The sequence below is a fragment of the Pseudomonas sp. KH_027 genome (genome assembly GCF_057838565.1).
Genome location: NZ_JBYQOM010000002.1, coordinates 294,154 through 308,953, shown reverse-complemented (window position 1 = coordinate 308,953; position 14,800 = coordinate 294,154). Strand labels below are relative to the sequence as shown.

Below are 14,800 nucleotides of genomic sequence, written 5' to 3'. Positions count from 1 at the left end.
CCATCATATCGCCGCAGTCGATCCCAGACCTTTGAATTGAGGTGACTTACATGCTGGCACCGATTCGGGGCATGGGTTTTCGCAATATGCGAGGCCAAGACGGTGACACAGCTAATCCGCCCGGATGATGGCGGCTCCACAACAGGAGTCGCAGGCATGCCGGACAACAACCCAGAATCGCTAGAACTTAAAGCTGGAGCTGTCTTCGAGTATGGCTCCGGGACCTATCGCCTGGACGCCTTCCTTTGCGAAGTTGAAGCCACACCTCCAGCTACCCCATTTTTGGCTCAGCTAATCGCCGAGCTTAATGCCGAGGAAGACGCAAAGATTCCTCAAGGACACAGGCGCATCAAGCTTCGCTTTTGCTTGCCGCATGAGGCCACCTATGTGGCGGGCAGCGGCGTCTGTGGCTGCGTTGCTGCAATCGCTGACATTGTGATTGTTGGCGCTGTTTCCTGGACCAGCCGCGAGCTGATTGAGCACCACGAAGAAGCGCTGGCCCTCGGGCGCGAGGGGCGCCTCTTAGACACAATCGTGCGCCCATGCCGCATGGAGGTACGTGATTGACATGGCCATCACTGACATTCAATTCGACATGTTCCCGGCGTGCCCTGCATTCAACCAGGGCGATGAAACGCTGGTACTTATGCGCCCGCACAAGTGGGCTCATGGGGAGGCAACCGAGCTGGCCCTGGCTTCAATCGAGCTTGTCTTTCATGCAGGACAATGGATGTGGGCTACCTGCCTGAACTCCCGAAATAGCGCCGCACAAGGCAGCCGAGCACTGCCCAAATGGAACCGCTTTGCCTCGACCAAGACCCAGGCATTGATGCGGGGTGCCGATGAGGTTCGAGCTTTCATGCAAAGGGCAACCGATGATGAGCAGGAACGGATTGCGGCATGGCTTGCGGCAGAGGTTTCGCGAGCCTTCGCCGCTGCCGATCAGCAACTGCACTCAGTAGAGTCGCAGGCCTGCCGCCTCCCAACGTAGGGTGCAAATCTAGCTGCGCAGTCATCGGTTCTCATTGTGGGTGGTGAGCATTTTCAGAGCCACCCATATGACACAGCGCCTTTCGCTGGATCATTAGCCTCAGCAAGTCAGGCATATCCCACTAACAAAGCATCGAGGCTCAAATGACCCTTTCATTCCCCTTCTTCGAGCTGCCAGAAATCATCCTGGCAGTCGGCATCGCATTCGTCGCCGGCTTGGCTGTCGGCTCTGCTGCCACTGCTGCGGCATTCCAGCGAAATCGCGGCGAGAACCCGTAACTTAGCAACCAAACACGCCGGCCCTTCGGGGCTGGCGGCATCAGCGCTAGGCTCTACTTCGCTAGCCAGCGATGATCAAAAGCTCCAGCCGGAACAACAACCCCCCACCACTCCAATGCTTTATCCCTGAACAACTGCCAATCAGCCTCACTTACTGGCCCGTGCGTGCAAAGCCTGCACTCTGGAATGCCTCGACGCTGATCGAGCACTGAGTTGTGCAGGTCAACGCCCATTCGGCCAAAGCGCCCGACTGTACTCCCATCGTTTAGGCAATGAATCCAGACAGCATTACGGCACTCGGAGAGCTGTAGCTCGTACCCTTTTGCTTGTTTGGTGGCTGCGGATTTTGCTCGATTCATACGTCTGTCATTGGGTCATGGATTCGCTTGGCTCGAATCCTAGCAACCTCAGTCGCAGGTCGCGACTGAGGCTGGTGGATTTCCCGGAACCCAGAATGCGCGCCGGCAATTTTGCGGGGGAATCCGGTGACACGGGATACCTACCCAGACAATGGGCGCATCAAAACGAAACCTGAGCAGGTCAGCCCATGAACGCAAAAGCCAACTACCTGGATCGCTACGACGACAGCGTAATCATCCCCGCTATTGGCCAACAGCTTTGCCTGATGGGCTTTGAGCAAGAGCCTGTTGCTAAGGCCGTTGGCACCTACTTTGATGCGCCCAATATCGACCTCGGCGACTACGACCGTATCGTAGTGGCAATGTCAGGGAAGGACTCGATAGCGTGCCTGCTGGCTTTGATTGAGCAAGGGGCCGACATGAGCCGGGTTGAAATCTGGCATCACGGCCGTGGACGGTCGCGAGGGCAGCACTCTCATGGATTGGGCGTTCAACGACAGCTTCATTGAAAAACTCGGGGAAGCATTCAACCTGCCGGCCTACTTCTCCTGGCTAAAAGGGGGCATTGAGGGAGAAATGCTCAAGCAGAACTCCCACTCTCAGCCTCATGTGATACAGACGCCTGATGGTCTTGTTGAGCTTGAGCGTGACACGAATCGTTCCCAGCCTGGGACGCGCCGCCAGTTTCCCCAACAGAGCGCGAGTCTAGCTACCCGCTGGTGCAGCTCAGCAGCGAAGATTGACGTTGGTCGCCGCGCCCTTACCAACCAGGATCGCTTCCTAGGGAAGAAGACCCTGTTTGTTACTGGCGAACGCCGCGCTGAAAGCTCCAACCGAGCCCGGTACAACCAGCTAGAGCCGCACGCTGTAGACCGCCGAAGCGGACGCCTGGGTCGCCATGTTGACGCGTGGCGTCCTGTCCTCCACTGGTCTGAGGAAATGGTTTGGGACGCCCTCGAACGCCATCGAGTTGAAGCGCCTGTCCCTTATCGCCTGGGCTGGAGCCGCAGCTCCTGCATGACATGTATTTTCAACAGCGCCGCTATATGGGCAACCCTTCAACGCTACTTCCCAGATCGGGTTCGTCCAATCGCCCGATATGAGGACGAGTTCAAGAGCACCATCAGCCGTCAGCGGATCAATGTGCTCGACCTGTCTTCGACAGCTGAGGCCTTTCGCATCACAGACCTCGAAGCGCTTGCTCAGGCTGATAAATGCGAATACACCCTGCCAATCTTCACGCCGGAAGGCCAGGAATGGCAGCTCCCTGCTGGTGCATTTGGAAAAGAGGGCTGCGGGTCCGTCTGATCTACCTACTATCCAGCCGGCCTGATTTCCGCGCATGCGCGGAAAATCAGGTGAACCAATATGCTTTAGAGTTCCGTGATGACCATTGACCACACCCGAATCCTGACTCTCACCTGTAGCGCCGCGCCTCTCGGCAACCCCCTGGATGAGTTCACCTTGGCTGAACTAAGGAACGACTGTTTCAATCGACTCCAGGGGGCATTGGGCGAGTTGATCAAGCAGGGCATTTTCAGCGGAACGCTGATCTACCAGGATCGGAACCCACCAGTGAATCTGAGCTGGTCGCTGAGAGTAGCTGACCATCCAGCCCTCTCGAACCCTGGTTCTCAGGTCGCAACTTAGGGCGTGGGGATTGTCGTCGCCCATCCCTCTCCCGAGGTGAGAACGAGGCTCTGCTCGTTATCCTTTCTTGGAATTGACGAGGAACCACAACATGAAACGAAAGCCAGTCTCGCGAGCTGCCGACAAATTTGTAATCCGCATGCCGGAAGGCATGCGGGAGCGCTTCCAGGATTACGCAACCAGCAAACATCTGTCGATGAACACGTCGCTTGTTCAGGGCATGGATAGCTTTCTGGATGGCCATGCTGAGCTTCAAATGCTACTCGCTGGCACTCGACTGCTCCAGCAACAGCTCTTGGAGCGATTGCGTGCCCTAGAGCAAGAACCTGACATGGGTGGGCCTCAATCATCGTAGGGGCACCCAGCTATCAAGCCTCTACCCCCCGGCGATGACACAGCTGGGCGCTCTGTATAGTTCGCCCTACATCCAATCAGCAAGGGGCTCTCGCATGACCGCTAATCCAAACTCACAAGAATCCATCATCAATACCCTATTGGATGGTGCAACAGCTCACGCAGACCGGGCTGGTGGCAATGATGCACACATAGAGTGCTTGCAGGAATTGGTGGTTGCAGCGTTCGGATTGATGAGCCCGGATCAGCGAGAAGCATTGACCTCCACTGAAATCGGCATGAAATTGACCCGCCACATGACCGCAGTGGAATAGCTGCCTTAACAGATCGCACTTGCGGATATATCAATCGCCCGCCTCAACTTTTCGGGCTATTTCATCGAATCAGAAGTGATCCATATGGCTGCCTGGACTGACCTCACCGCGATTGAAACACCTCCCAGAATTGCTGCGCTTCCAAAGGACGAGCGCGGCTATCCCATCTTTTTCACTGCCCTGGTTTCGCCTGATGGGAAGCCGAACTATCGAGCGCAGGACTCAGCGAAATGCTCTCTAGCACTTCGTGAAGGGCTCTGCGGGATGTGCGGGCAAAAGCTAGGGAAGCAATTTGCGTTCGTTGGCGGACCTATTTCGATCAAGAACCGCCTGTTTGCCGACCTACCAATGCACGAAAGCTGCGCGGTCTACGCCATGCAGGCCTGCCCCTTCATCGCAGCCCCGAAGTTCGCATACTTGTCCAGTGAAGCCACAGGCCTATCTGTTAACCCGCTGGTTTCCGACGCCCGGCCAGAACGATTTGGCATTGGAATCACGAACAAGATGAAGCTGGTCACTATCCAATGGCAAACCGTCATCAGGGCCGGTCGTTTCTCTCGGGTCCAATTTTGGGTTGGCGGGAAGCCCGAATAGCGCTGCGTTCGTGAAACTGCACAGGGTTTGGTGGATTCTCATAGAACCCCCGAAATAGAGTGGGTTCCATACGAAAAAACTGGCACCAAGGATTCGCAAATGTCCGATCAAGACGCCAAAAAAGATCGCGTCGTTTTCCGGGTAAACCCCTCGCTCTATGCAGCTATTTCAGAGCAAGCCAGCTCTGCCAACAGAAGCGTCAATGGTGAAATCTGTACGGCGCTGGACAAGTGGCTTTATGAGCGTGACAGCATGGTCTTGATGAAAGATCGGCTGATGGCCTCTACCAGCGCTGAGGCCATAACCGTAATTCGAAAAGCTACCCCCTCTTACCTGATAGTCTCTGGCGAGGAAGCTGATACGCGCAAAACCAACGTCCGCTTGAAAGAGTCTTTGGAGGCCGATCTTCGTGCAGCATGGGAATCCCATAAAAGCGAGGTCGGTCCTGTCTCTCTGAACTCATTCCTCAAGCATGTCGTCTCTTGGTGGCTTATCTACAGCTACCAGATGGAACAGTGCGCAAAAGCCCTTCACAAGGACTTCAATAACAGCATCCGCCCACCTGCTCGCGGCGCTGCAATCATTTCCTCACTGACCTATGGCAGCCTCGCGCTTGCCTGACACTGGATAACGATGGCGGACGGTATGCGGATTGCTCGATACACCATCCATGCAGTAAATGACCTGCATGTTGTCATAACCGATGACTTGGCCGATGACGCCCCATCTGTAACAAACAGCGCAGCAAGCGTCATCGAAGACCTCAATTCCCGGCTCGGCGGGCTTGGGCGCAGGCGTGTCTTTTACAGAGATTCGGTCATGCGCTTCGACGAGTTACGCCATGAAAACGGGGTTTTCTTGGGCTTTGCGCCCGCCAGCCCCAGCCAGCAAGAAGCATTCCGCGACCTGACCTAACTTCAATATCAGCTAATCAAAAAAGGGGCCTAAGCCCCTTTTTTCATTTCAGAGTCAGTTAGCTCGGCCTGACCCAGCCGCAACCCCAAGAACAGGCTGAAACTGGCGCTCCTGAGCCGCGTAATCGCTGCTCCACGGGTACGCCCCGCTCTCGTCAGCGAATACAAGCTGGACCACCTGTAGGTTGGGCCTGTCAATTAAGGCGTAAATATCGTGACAGATTGACAGCACATCGTGCGATTCAGGGTTGGTAATCGGTAAGGCCAGGACGTTCAGATCATGGATAATCTTTGTCCGCTCACCGGCCAGAAACTCGCGATCAAAGTCATGCCCCTCGAATAGTTCTTCGACGATGCCCTTGATCAACGGAGAGGGAACCCCAGTTAGCACCAGCTCGGGAAGGTCGCGCTGGAACATGCCCACCGTCACCCAGAAGGTGGCCTCAGTATTCCCGAGCTGATCCGAGGTGAGCTGCCCGATGAACACCTTGTTTTGTTCGAGCGTTTCCTGAATGTACTCAAGGTCATCCCGGTAGTTTCGGTTCTCAGCGATCTTACGTTCAACCTGTGTTTTCGACCGTTGCAGGGCCATTTATATGTGATCCTCACTACGAATAGGGCCATTCAAGCACGGGCGCTTACGGCGTTCACCCCAACTCGGAACAGTTTCTCCTGATGCCAAATCCAGGCCTCTGAACTCGCGACTTTTCCGCCTTCTTTGTCTCTCGCGGTGACACAGCCAGGACGCTATGACTATTGCTCCATCACCAACCGGATGGAGCGATCCTTTGAACAACATCGACACCATGGCCACACGAAGTGACAAGCTGTTTACGGCTGCATTCCAGCTGGCTGTCGAAGGCCAGCACGGCAATAGCGACGAGCTACTTGAGCTGGCGCATGAAATGCGCGAATTGGAATTGCGCCTCGCGCAAATAGCAGAGCATGCGCCTACGACTTTGGCCGTGCTCCTGGTCAAGGAGGCTCTGACCGGCTTCGATGAAGACACTGACGCCGATCAGTATTTGGAAGCCAACCGCGACTCGCTCAAGTTCTATGCCGAAAATGAGGCTCAGCTCCGGCTCTTGGTGAGCGCAGCCTTGAACCCAAAACCTTACGAATGGGGATTCCATGCGCACTTGGACACCCAGTCCACGAACACTTGGACAGCGATTCCACGCTGACTTGGACACTCATTCCACGGCCCCTTGGACACTGATTCCACGAGCACTTGGACAGTGATCTCTCACTGATCCGACCCCACGCTCAGGCAGGCAGCAACGCAGGATTATTCACTACCATCGACCTCTTTTCTCGAAGCGAAGAGGTCGTCGTGGAGCGTATATCCATGCGTAAAATCCGAGAGGTACTACGCCTAAAGTTCGACGCCGGCCTGTCCGTGCGCAAAATTGCCACCAGCCTACGCATCAGCAGCGGCAGTGCCGGCAATTACCTGCACCGCTTCAACGCTTGCGGGCTGACTTGGCCCACGCAGTTGTCGGACGCCGAACTGGAGCGATGTCTGTTCCCGCCAGCGCCGACGGTTCCTAGCGATCAACGTCCGATGCCGGACTGGGCTCATGTCCATGCCGAGTTACGTCGCCCCGGCGTCACCTTGGCCCTGCTCTGGCAAGAGTATCGGCTCACCCATCCGCAAGGCTTCCAATACAGCTGGTTCTGCGAGCACTACCGCCTCTGGGCTGCCAAGGTCGACGTGGTCATGCGCCAGGAACACCGTGCTGGCGAAAAGCTGTTCGTCGATTACGCCGGCCAGACCGTGCCGGTCATTGATCGGCGAACCGGCGAGATCCGCCAGACGCAGATCTTCGTCGCCGTCCTCGGCGCGTCCAGCTACACCTTCGCCGAGGCCACCTGGTCGCAGAAGCTGCCTGACTGGCTGGGCTCGCACGTACGCTGCTTCGCCTTTCTCGGCGGTACATCGCAGATCCTGGTACCGGACAATCTGCGCAGCGGCGTCACCAAGGCGCATCGCTACGAGCCGGATATCAACCCCAGTTACCGCGATCTCGCCGAGCATTACGGCGTAGCCGTGCTGCCCGCGCGCTCGCGTAAACCCAAGGACAAAGCCAAGGTTGAAGTCGGCGTACAGGTCGTCGAGCGGTGGATCCTGGCGGTGCTGCGCAACCGCCAGTTCTTCTCCTTGGGCGAACTCAACACAGCCATCGCGCTGCTGCTGGATCGCCTCAATCAGAAGCCCTTCAAGAAGCTGCCCGGCTCACGCCGCTCGGCCTTCGAGACCATCGACCAACCCGCACTGCAACCGCTACCAGAACATCCGTATGTCTACGCCGAATGGAAAAAGGTGCGGGTGCACATCGACTACCACGTCGAGGTCGACGGCCATTACTACTCGGTGCCGTACCAGCTGGTGAAACACCAACTCGAAGTGCGGCTAACCGCGAAGACCGTCGAGTGCTTCCACGCCAACCAGCGTGTGGCCAGCCATCTGCGCTCGCCGCACAAAGGCCGCCACACCACCCAAACCGAGCACATGCCCAAAAGTCACCGCGAACATGCTGAATGGACGCCGCAGCGACTGATCCACTGGGCTGAGCAGACCGGGCCGAACACCGCTGGTGTCATCGCTCATATCCTCGAACGCCGAATCCATCCGCAGCACGGCTTCCGCGCCTGCCTGGGGATCCTGCGCCTGAGCAAACAGCACGGCGAAGAGCGGCTGGAAGCCGCTTGCCAGCGAGCGCTGGCACTGGGCGCGTGCAGCTATAAAAGCCTGGAATCGATCCTGCGCCAAGGGCTGGAACGGCTGCCGCTTGCCCAGCAAAACCTGCCGTTACTGCCCGAAGAACACATCAACCTGCGCGGCCCTGGCTACTACCACTGACCTGAAAAAGGAGCACCAAAATGCTGCCCAACCCGACACTCGACAAGCTACAAACCCTGCGCCTGCACGGCATGATCAAGGCGCTTGGCGAACAACACGCAACGCCTGACATCAACGATCTTAGCTTCGACGAACGCCTCGGTCTGATGGTCGACCGCGAGCTGACCGAGCGCGAAGACGCACGCCTGACTACTCGCCTCAAGGCCGCACGACTGCGCCATAACGCCTGCCTGGAAGACATCGACTACCGCAGCCCGCGCGGCCTGGACAAATCTCTGATCCTGCAACTGGGTAGCGGCCAGTGGCTGCGCGACGGCCTGAACCTGATCATCGGCGGCCCAACTGGCGTAGGCAAAACCTGGCTCGCCTGCGCGCTGGCTCATAAGGCCTGCCGCGACGGTTACAGCGTGCGTTATCTGCGCTTGCCGCGCTTGATGGAAGAACTAGGCCTGGCCCACGGCGACGGCCGCTTCGCGAAACTGATGGCGGGTTATGCCAAGACCGACTTGCTGATCCTGGACGACTGGGGCCTGGCGCCGTTTACCGCTGCGCAACGGCGCGACATGCTTGAACTGCTGGACGACCGCTACGGCAACCGCTCGACGCTAGTGACCAGCCAGATGCCAGTGGACAAATGGCACGCACTGATCGGCGATCCGACCTTGGGCGATGCGATCCTCGACCGGCTGGTGCACAACGCTTATCGGATCGAACTGAAGGGCGAATCGATGCGCAGACGCGCAACGAAATTGACGGCGACAGAGACTTCAGACTAACAATGCAAACCTGCGTCGCTGCGCTCCGACTGCCTGTCCAAGTGGACGTGGATCAGGTGTCCAAGTGAGCATGGAACGAGTGTCCAAATGATCGTGGGCTGAGTGTCCAAGTGTCGTGGAATCCGCATTACGAACGGGTAAGCATCGGCATCCCGGCCAATGCGTTGTCCGATGCAAGCAAGGAAGTTCTTCGCCGCATTGAAGTCGATCCAGGGCGCAAATCCGTCACTGACCCGGTGATAACACCAGCCGCCATCGCGGCAAAAACCCTTGGGTTTACCGCATTCCTCTCTGCCGGGGGCTGCTCGATCTTGCGTCAATGCCCTGATTGCAAGAACAAATACAGCACAAAGGTTCATGCGAAAACTCGCATTTACTGGCATTGCCCTCATTGCAACACGATCAAGGAAGCCTAGGCGCATCCCTCCCGCATTTTAGCGCATGACGCGGGGCGTTATATTCCCTGCGTCCGTACCTGGAGACACACAGAATGGCTGTAGAAACTCTTTACCGTAGTAGTCGCGACCCGGAGTCCCACTTCATGAACAAAGCCGAAGCCGAGTCCCATGATCGCATGCTCGAAATTGGCGAAAACCTTTCGACCGTTTTCCGTCACGTCCTGCCGGCCTTGAGCGAAGAAGATGCTGAAACTCTGGGCATTTTCCTGTCCAAACGCCGGAACGAACTGGTCGCGGCAATTAAAAAGGACCCCGGAGCAATCCTTGATCTGATCAAGGAAGGACCGGCACAGACCACAGTCGTCGCCTTGGCGCATGCAAGCTAAAAATGACGAAGGGGCGCAGTGCGCCCCTTCTCTCTTTGCTTAACAGCTTTCTGGATTGAGCACGGCAGTTGCCCGGCTACTCAGCCAGTCTGAAAACAGTGGCACCGTCACCGTCAGGTCTAACAAGCTTGATCGAGCTTTCCCCGGCAACAACAGTCCAGCGCTCAACAACAACGCCTACGCTAGTCCCTACTGAAATCTCGAAGTCTTTGACATTCCTGCCTACCACCGTGCAGTGCTTCTCCATGTTTTCAGCCTCAACGCGGCCAACCATGGAATACCCACTGTCCGGGCACCGCTCATAGCCGATCACTTGAATCTGCTTTCCCGAGTCCAGTTTTATGTAGCCTGGAGCAATGGCCATATCTGGTTGGCTCAATAGCTCGGCTCTTTCAAAGCACCCGCTGATAGCCAGCGCTGCAAAGATCAGCGACGCATGTTTGAGCCACATCATCTGCACCCATCCAATTGCTGATCTTTGTCCATGGCCGAGCCGTTCATTAGCGTTTCAAATTGATGCTGGTTCAATTTGCCTCCACTCGCATAAACACTGGCGACTGCATCAGCTGCGGCCTTTCCGCCAATCCTCAAGATAGAAAGGTATACGTGCCGGCCCAAAACCCACAGAACGAACGGCCTGGAAATTCTCTCCAATATCACAGAGGCGACAAGCAGAATGAACAGCGCTCCTGCGAAGCCAAACAGCGGCTGCAAGCTGCCTGCAAATAAGTAGCCACTAGCGGAGCAGGCGCATCCGATCACGATGATGGATGACATGCCGCCCCCAATTGGGGACAGGCACGCAAGCGCGGGATATGCGCTATTGCTGTGCGGTTCAAACGGAGCGGATGGGCGGTTATGGAATTGCATTTTTGTTCCCGGTTTTACAGCAATCGGATAGCAGCCTGTTGCCGCTGACCGAAAACTGACCCAGTAGAGGCTGTTCTGCCGACTGAAAACTGACCCAGGTGTTCAACTGCTTCTGCTCAATTTTTGAGCAGGAGAACACAGGGTGATCAGTATGGAAATGATGGGCAAAATTCGCCGGATGTATTTCCGCGACAAGCTGTCGCTGCAGGAGATAGCCAAGCGCACCGGGTTGGCGCGCAACACGATTCGCAAGTGGGTCAGAGCACCTGAGGCCAAGCCGCCGGTCTACCAACGCCGCGCGATCTTCAACAAACTCAGCCCTTTTCACGCCACGCTGGAGCAGGCGCTAAAAGCCGATTCGCTGCGGCCCAAGCAACAGCGGCGCAGTGCCAAGGCGCTGTTGGCGCAAATCAAAGCCGAAGGTTATGACGGTGGCTACAGCCAGCTCACCGCGTTTATCCGTGCCTGGCGAGGGGGACAGGGCAAGGCGTCGCAGGCCTTTGTGCCGCTGACCTTTGCTCTTGGCGAGGCGTTTCAGTTTGACTGGAGCGAGGAAGGCTTGCTGGTCGGCGGCATTTACCGGCGTATGCAGGTGGCACATCTGAAGCTGTGTGCCAGCCGTGCGTTCTGGCTTGTGGCGTATCCGAGCCAGGGCCATGAGATGTTATTTGACGCCCATACACGCTCGTTCGGCTCCTTGGGCGGCGTGCCGCGCCGGGGCATCTACGACAACATGAAGACCGCCGTCGACAAGGTCAATAAGGGCAAAGGCCGGGCGGTGAATGCGCGCTTTGCGGTGATGTGCGCGCATTACCTGTTCGATCCGGACTTCTGCAACGTCGCCGCTGGTTGGGAAAAGGGCATCGTTGAAAAGAACGTGCAAGACAGCCGCAGGCGTATCTGGCTAGACGCCCAGGACTGCCAGTTTCACTCCTTCGAGGAACTCAATGCCTGGCTGGGCCAGCGCTGCCGCGCGCTTTGGAACGAGCTGACGCACCCTCAATACAGCGGGCTCAGTGTGGCCGAGGTACTGGAGTTGGAGCGCGCCGAACTGATGCCTATGCCCGCGGCCTTCGACGGTTACGTCGAGCGGCCTGCGCGGGTCTCCAGCACCTGCCTGGTCAGTGTCGGGCGCAACCGTTACTCGGTGCCGTGTGAGTACGCGGGTAAGTGGGTCAGCAGCCGTTTGTATCCGACCCGCATCGAGGTGGTGGCCGATGATGCGCTGATTGCCAGCCATGCGCGCTTGCTGGATCGCGAACAGGTCAGCTACGACTGGCAGCACTACATCCCGCTGATTGAGCGCAAGCCCGGCGCGCTGCGCAACGGAGCGCCCTTTACTGATCTGCCAGCGCCGCTGCGTCAGCTTAAGCACGGTCTGGGGCGTCATGCCGGCGGTGACCGGATCATGGCGCAAGTCCTGGCTGCCGTACCGGTCGCCGGACTCGATGCCGTGCTGGTAGCCGTTGAGCTGGTACTGGAGAGCGGCAGCCTGAGCGCCGAACACATCCTCAATGTCGTGGCACGGCTGACAGCATCCGAACCACCACCCAGCGTCGAAACCCACTTGTCGCTCAAGGAAGCCCCCGTCGCTAACACGGCGCGCTACGACCGCCTGCGTGGCCAGGCCGAGGAGGTCGGTCATGCGTGATTTGATGGCGGAACTCAAGGAGCTGCGCCTGCACGGCATGGCCACGGCCTGGGCGGAGTTAACTGCACAGGGTGAGTCGAACACAGCCTCGTCCAAGTGGCTGCTCGAACACCTGCTGGAACAAGAGCACACAGATCGCGCCATGCGCTCGGTGAGCCACCAGATGAACATGGCCAAGCTGCCGATGCACCGCGATCTGGCCAGCTTCGATTTCAACGCCTCTAGCGCCGACGCACGCCTGATCAGCGAGCTGGCCAGCCTGGCCTTTACCGACACCGCGCAGAACGTGGTGCTGATCGGTGGGCCAGGCACCGGTAAAACCCACCTAGCCACCGCGCTGGCCGTGTCCGGCATCACCCGGCACGGTAAGCGCGTGCGCTTCTACTCCACGGTCGATCTGGTCAATCTGCTGGAGCGCGAAAAACACGACGGCAAAGCCGGGCGGATCGCCCAGGCACTGCTGCGCATGGATCTGGTCATCCTCGACGAACTGGGTTATCTGCCGTTCAGCCAGGCTGGCGGTGCGTTGCTGTTTCACCTGCTGTCCAAGCTGTACGAACACACCAGCGTGGTGATCACCACCAACCTGAGCTTCGCCGAATGGTCGAGCGTGTTCGGCGACGCCAAGATGACCACCGCCCTGCTGGATCGGCTGACCCACCACTGCCACATCGTCGAAACCGGTAACGAGTCCTATCGCCTGCAACACAGTAGCTTGGCGGCCCAGGCCAAGATCAAATCACGGGAGCGAAAGCGTAAGGGCGGCCAAGAACCGGAGGACGATGAGCCGTTCTGATTTCATGGCGACGACGGCCTGCTACATGGCTGCGTGTGGCAGGTCTTAAACAACTGAACTGGGCTAGCGAAGGAGTGGGGGCAACAGCAGCTGCGCTGGTAGACTTATCCACAGTTGCTGGTAACAAAATCAGCAATCCGCCCTGGGTCAAATTTCAATCGGCAGGGTGGGTCAATTTTCCATCAGCGCCAACAAGCAGCCCACAAAGCTACCGAATCGCCGGATGCAACTCATTCGAACCGACCGCACTTCCTACTCCGGCCTGATGGAAAACTAAGTTTCAGTCACCCCTTCCCTGCCTACAGGGGTCAGGCTGGAGTGGATGGTTTCGGTCGTTATAATCGTGCTGAGAAACGATTTTAAGGACGTTCACATCCCCAGTTCGCATTCTGGGGTGGGAGGATTCATGGCAGTCTGTAGTGGTCAAATAATTTCGGACACTGCGATAGGTTGTTTTGCCTGTTCCTGCTCGTAAGCCGTTGGCGGCTGGTAGCCAAGACTCGAGTGCAGACGCACGTTGTTGTAAAAGCCGACGATGTAGTCGGCGATATCTGTCATCGCCTCGGCGTGATTGGCGTAGTCACGCTGCCAGATCCGCTCCATTTTCAGGTTCAGAAAGAAGCGCTCCATCACCGCATTGTCCCAACAGTTACCCTTGCGGCTCATGCTCATCACCAAGCCATGCCGCTCAAGCACGGCCCGATGGGCTGCGCTGGCGTACTGGCTGCCCCGATCCGAATGAACGACCAGTCCCGCAGCGGGCTGGCGTTGCGCAATCGCCATCTGTAACGCCGAGCAGACCAGTTCTGCTGGCATGTTCGGCGCCATCGCCCAACCGACGATCTTGCGCGAGTACAAGTCCATTACCGCGGCCAGATACAGCCAGCCGCTGCGTGTGCGGATATAGGTGATATCGGCGACCCAGGCCAGATTGACCGCTTCAGGATTGAACTGCCGATTCAGAATATTGCCCGCTATCGGCAGGTCATGCTTGCTGTCTGTTGTATGGACAAACTTGCGCTTCCAGGTTGGACGGAGTTGGTGTTGAGCCATCATTCGCCTGACCCGATAGCGCCCCACGTAGACGCCCTGGGCCTTGAGCGCTGCCTGCAAGCGACGGCTGCCGTAAGCCCTACCATTCGCCATGAACAGGGCTTTTAGGGATACGACCACCGGACACGCCTTGATCGGCCGCAGCTGGCGGCTCCGTGCGGCGTAATACCCCGAACGGCTGACCCCGAGCAGCCGGCAGAGCCTTGTGGTCATGGCCTTCTGTTGCTCCTGAGCGATCACGCGATGGATCACTTCATTTCCCGGGCAAAGAAGGCCGATGCTTTTTTTAACAGATCGTTATCCTGTTTCAGCTGACGATTCTCGGCTTCGAGCTGGCGGATCCGCTGCTGCTCGGGTGTCAGCGGTTTACCTATCCCAGGTTGCCCGGATAGCTCTGCTTCGTACTGTTGAACCCAACGACGAACTGCCGTCTCACCAAGATCCATATCCTGGCAGATCTGAGGAATGCTCAGGCCTTGTTCCTTAACCATCTGAACGACTTGCAGCTTGAAGCTGGCGTCGAACCCTCTGCGTTTACGGCTCATACATGACT

The 14,800-nt window shown here is 57.5% G+C and carries 19 protein-coding genes and 1 pseudogene; 16 read left to right on the top strand and 4 right to left on the bottom strand.

Annotated features, from left to right (window positions below; genetic code table 11):
- Positions 1–156 precede the first annotated feature (156 nt).
- The 9 genes and pseudogenes from AC3IYG_RS24130 (at position 157) to AC3IYG_RS24090 (ending at position 5,455) form a co-directional block, all read left to right on the top strand.
- Positions 157–567 carry a hypothetical protein gene (locus AC3IYG_RS24130; protein WP_489314273.1) on the top strand — a complete coding sequence of 137 codons (411 nt, stop codon included), beginning with the start codon at positions 157–159 and terminating at the stop codon, positions 565–567.
- Between the two features lies 1 nt (position 568).
- Positions 569–991, top strand: coding sequence for a hypothetical protein (locus AC3IYG_RS24125; protein WP_489314274.1), 423 nt, complete (start codon positions 569–571; stop codon positions 989–991).
- A gap of 143 nt (positions 992–1,134) precedes the next feature.
- Complete coding sequence (locus tag AC3IYG_RS24120; protein WP_489314275.1) at positions 1,135–1,269, top strand: hypothetical protein; 135 nt, start codon at positions 1,135–1,137, stop codon at positions 1,267–1,269.
- A 547-nt stretch (positions 1,270–1,816) separates the two neighbouring features.
- Positions 1,817–2,936, top strand: a pseudogene (locus AC3IYG_RS24115) (phosphoadenosine phosphosulfate reductase domain-containing protein).
- Between the two features lie 433 nt (positions 2,937–3,369).
- On the top strand, positions 3,370–3,633 hold the full coding sequence (locus AC3IYG_RS24110) for an Arc family DNA-binding protein (protein ID WP_489314276.1): 264 nt from the start codon (positions 3,370–3,372) through the stop codon (positions 3,631–3,633).
- A gap of 94 nt (positions 3,634–3,727) precedes the next feature.
- The gene (locus AC3IYG_RS24105; RefSeq protein WP_489314277.1) at positions 3,728–3,946 is read left to right on the top strand and encodes a hypothetical protein; all 219 of its coding nucleotides are present in this window, start codon (positions 3,728–3,730) and stop codon (positions 3,944–3,946) included.
- Positions 3,947–4,030: 84 nt separating this feature from the next.
- Complete coding sequence (locus AC3IYG_RS24100) at positions 4,031–4,540, top strand: hypothetical protein (RefSeq protein WP_489314278.1); 510 nt, start codon at positions 4,031–4,033, stop codon at positions 4,538–4,540.
- A gap of 99 nt (positions 4,541–4,639) precedes the next feature.
- On the top strand, positions 4,640–5,161 hold the full coding sequence (locus tag AC3IYG_RS24095; protein WP_489314279.1) for a hypothetical protein: 522 nt from the start codon (positions 4,640–4,642) through the stop codon (positions 5,159–5,161).
- Between the two features lie 12 nt (positions 5,162–5,173).
- Positions 5,174–5,455, top strand: a complete 282-nt coding sequence (locus AC3IYG_RS24090; RefSeq protein WP_489314280.1) for a hypothetical protein — start codon at positions 5,174–5,176, stop codon at positions 5,453–5,455.
- Between the two features lie 54 nt (positions 5,456–5,509).
- Here AC3IYG_RS24090 and AC3IYG_RS24085 read toward each other — a convergent pair whose 3' ends face one another.
- On the bottom strand, positions 5,510–6,046 hold the full coding sequence (locus AC3IYG_RS24085) for a DUF4262 domain-containing protein (protein WP_489314281.1): 537 nt from the start codon (positions 6,044–6,046) through the stop codon (positions 5,510–5,512).
- A 196-nt stretch (positions 6,047–6,242) separates the two neighbouring features.
- Between AC3IYG_RS24085 and AC3IYG_RS24080 the strand changes: the two genes are divergently transcribed.
- From AC3IYG_RS24080 to AC3IYG_RS24060, 5 genes are all read left to right on the top strand, one after another.
- Positions 6,243–6,638: a hypothetical protein gene (locus AC3IYG_RS24080; protein ID WP_489314282.1), complete on the top strand. Its 396-nt coding sequence runs from the start codon at positions 6,243–6,245 to the stop codon at positions 6,636–6,638.
- Between the two features lie 164 nt (positions 6,639–6,802).
- On the top strand, positions 6,803–8,317 hold the full coding sequence (gene istA / locus AC3IYG_RS24075; protein ID WP_025163931.1) for an IS21 family transposase: 1,515 nt from the start codon (positions 6,803–6,805) through the stop codon (positions 8,315–8,317).
- Positions 8,318–8,337: 20 nt separating this feature from the next.
- A complete protein-coding gene (gene istB / locus AC3IYG_RS24070) occupies positions 8,338–9,093 on the top strand; it encodes an IS21-like element ISPsy14 family helper ATPase IstB (RefSeq protein WP_025163932.1) in 756 nt (251 codons plus the stop codon).
- A gap of 110 nt (positions 9,094–9,203) precedes the next feature.
- Positions 9,204–9,509: a hypothetical protein gene (locus AC3IYG_RS24065; protein ID WP_489314283.1), complete on the top strand. Its 306-nt coding sequence runs from the start codon at positions 9,204–9,206 to the stop codon at positions 9,507–9,509.
- Between the two features lie 74 nt (positions 9,510–9,583).
- On the top strand, positions 9,584–9,877 hold the full coding sequence (locus AC3IYG_RS24060) for a YebG family protein (RefSeq protein WP_489332260.1): 294 nt from the start codon (positions 9,584–9,586) through the stop codon (positions 9,875–9,877).
- A gap of 76 nt (positions 9,878–9,953) precedes the next feature.
- Here AC3IYG_RS24060 and AC3IYG_RS24055 read toward each other — a convergent pair whose 3' ends face one another.
- Both AC3IYG_RS24055 and AC3IYG_RS24050 read right to left on the bottom strand, forming a co-directional pair.
- Entirely contained in the window at positions 9,954–10,331 is a 378-nt protein-coding gene (locus tag AC3IYG_RS24055) for a hypothetical protein (RefSeq protein WP_489314285.1), read from the bottom strand.
- Positions 10,328–10,654, bottom strand: coding sequence for a hypothetical protein (locus tag AC3IYG_RS24050; protein ID WP_489314286.1), 327 nt, complete (start codon positions 10,652–10,654; stop codon positions 10,328–10,330). Before AC3IYG_RS24050 ends, AC3IYG_RS24055 begins: the two co-directional genes overlap by 4 nt.
- A gap of 244 nt (positions 10,655–10,898) precedes the next feature.
- On the opposite strand from AC3IYG_RS24050, the gene istA (AC3IYG_RS24045) reads away from it, so the two are divergent.
- Together istA (AC3IYG_RS24045) and istB (AC3IYG_RS24040) are read left to right on the top strand one after the other, a co-directional pair.
- Positions 10,899–12,398: an IS21 family transposase gene (gene istA, locus AC3IYG_RS24045; protein WP_489314352.1), complete on the top strand. Its 1,500-nt coding sequence runs from the start codon at positions 10,899–10,901 to the stop codon at positions 12,396–12,398.
- Positions 12,391–13,194 (top strand): IS21-like element ISPst3 family helper ATPase IstB, encoded by an 804-nt coding sequence (gene istB / locus AC3IYG_RS24040; RefSeq protein ID WP_011911830.1) that lies wholly within the window; start codon positions 12,391–12,393, stop codon positions 13,192–13,194. The genes istA (AC3IYG_RS24045) and istB (AC3IYG_RS24040) overlap by 8 nt, the downstream gene beginning before the upstream one ends.
- Before the next feature lie 423 nt (positions 13,195–13,617).
- Here the strand turns inward: istB (AC3IYG_RS24040) and AC3IYG_RS24035 are convergent.
- A protein-coding gene (locus AC3IYG_RS24035; protein WP_489309979.1) for an IS3 family transposase occupies positions 13,618–14,792 on the bottom strand; the annotation gives its coding sequence in 2 pieces (ribosomal slippage) (positions 13,618–14,525 and positions 14,525–14,792; 1,176 coding nt in all).
- Between the last annotated feature and the right edge of the window lie 8 nt (positions 14,793–14,800).

Bases quoted from the DNA above. Each gene is read 5' to 3' on its own strand.
- AC3IYG_RS24130 (WP_489314273.1), top strand. From the start codon at position 157: ATGCCGGACAACAACCCAGAATCGCTAGAACTTAAAGCTGGAGCTGTC.
- AC3IYG_RS24125 (WP_489314274.1), top strand. From the start codon at position 569: ATGGCCATCACTGACATTCAATTCGACATGTTCCCGGCGTGCCCTGCA.
- AC3IYG_RS24120 (WP_489314275.1), top strand. From the start codon at position 1,135: ATGACCCTTTCATTCCCCTTCTTCGAGCTGCCAGAAATCATCCTGGCA.
- AC3IYG_RS24110 (WP_489314276.1), top strand. From the start codon at position 3,370: ATGAAACGAAAGCCAGTCTCGCGAGCTGCCGACAAATTTGTAATCCGC.
- AC3IYG_RS24105 (WP_489314277.1), top strand. From the start codon at position 3,728: ATGACCGCTAATCCAAACTCACAAGAATCCATCATCAATACCCTATTG.
- AC3IYG_RS24100 (WP_489314278.1), top strand. From the start codon at position 4,031: ATGGCTGCCTGGACTGACCTCACCGCGATTGAAACACCTCCCAGAATT.
- AC3IYG_RS24095 (WP_489314279.1), top strand. From the start codon at position 4,640: ATGTCCGATCAAGACGCCAAAAAAGATCGCGTCGTTTTCCGGGTAAAC.
- AC3IYG_RS24090 (WP_489314280.1), top strand. From the start codon at position 5,174: ATGGCGGACGGTATGCGGATTGCTCGATACACCATCCATGCAGTAAAT.
- AC3IYG_RS24085 (WP_489314281.1), bottom strand. From the start codon at position 6,046: ATGGCCCTGCAACGGTCGAAAACACAGGTTGAACGTAAGATCGCTGAG.
- istA (WP_025163931.1), top strand. From the start codon at position 6,803: ATGCGTAAAATCCGAGAGGTACTACGCCTAAAGTTCGACGCCGGCCTG.
- istB (WP_025163932.1), top strand. From the start codon at position 8,338: ATGCTGCCCAACCCGACACTCGACAAGCTACAAACCCTGCGCCTGCAC.
- AC3IYG_RS24060 (WP_489332260.1), top strand. From the start codon at position 9,584: ATGGCTGTAGAAACTCTTTACCGTAGTAGTCGCGACCCGGAGTCCCAC.
- AC3IYG_RS24055 (WP_489314285.1), bottom strand. From the start codon at position 10,331: ATGATGTGGCTCAAACATGCGTCGCTGATCTTTGCAGCGCTGGCTATC.
- AC3IYG_RS24050 (WP_489314286.1), bottom strand. From the start codon at position 10,654: ATGTCATCCATCATCGTGATCGGATGCGCCTGCTCCGCTAGTGGCTAC.
- istA (WP_489314352.1), top strand. From the start codon at position 10,899: ATGGAAATGATGGGCAAAATTCGCCGGATGTATTTCCGCGACAAGCTG.
- istB (WP_011911830.1), top strand. From the start codon at position 12,391: ATGCGTGATTTGATGGCGGAACTCAAGGAGCTGCGCCTGCACGGCATG.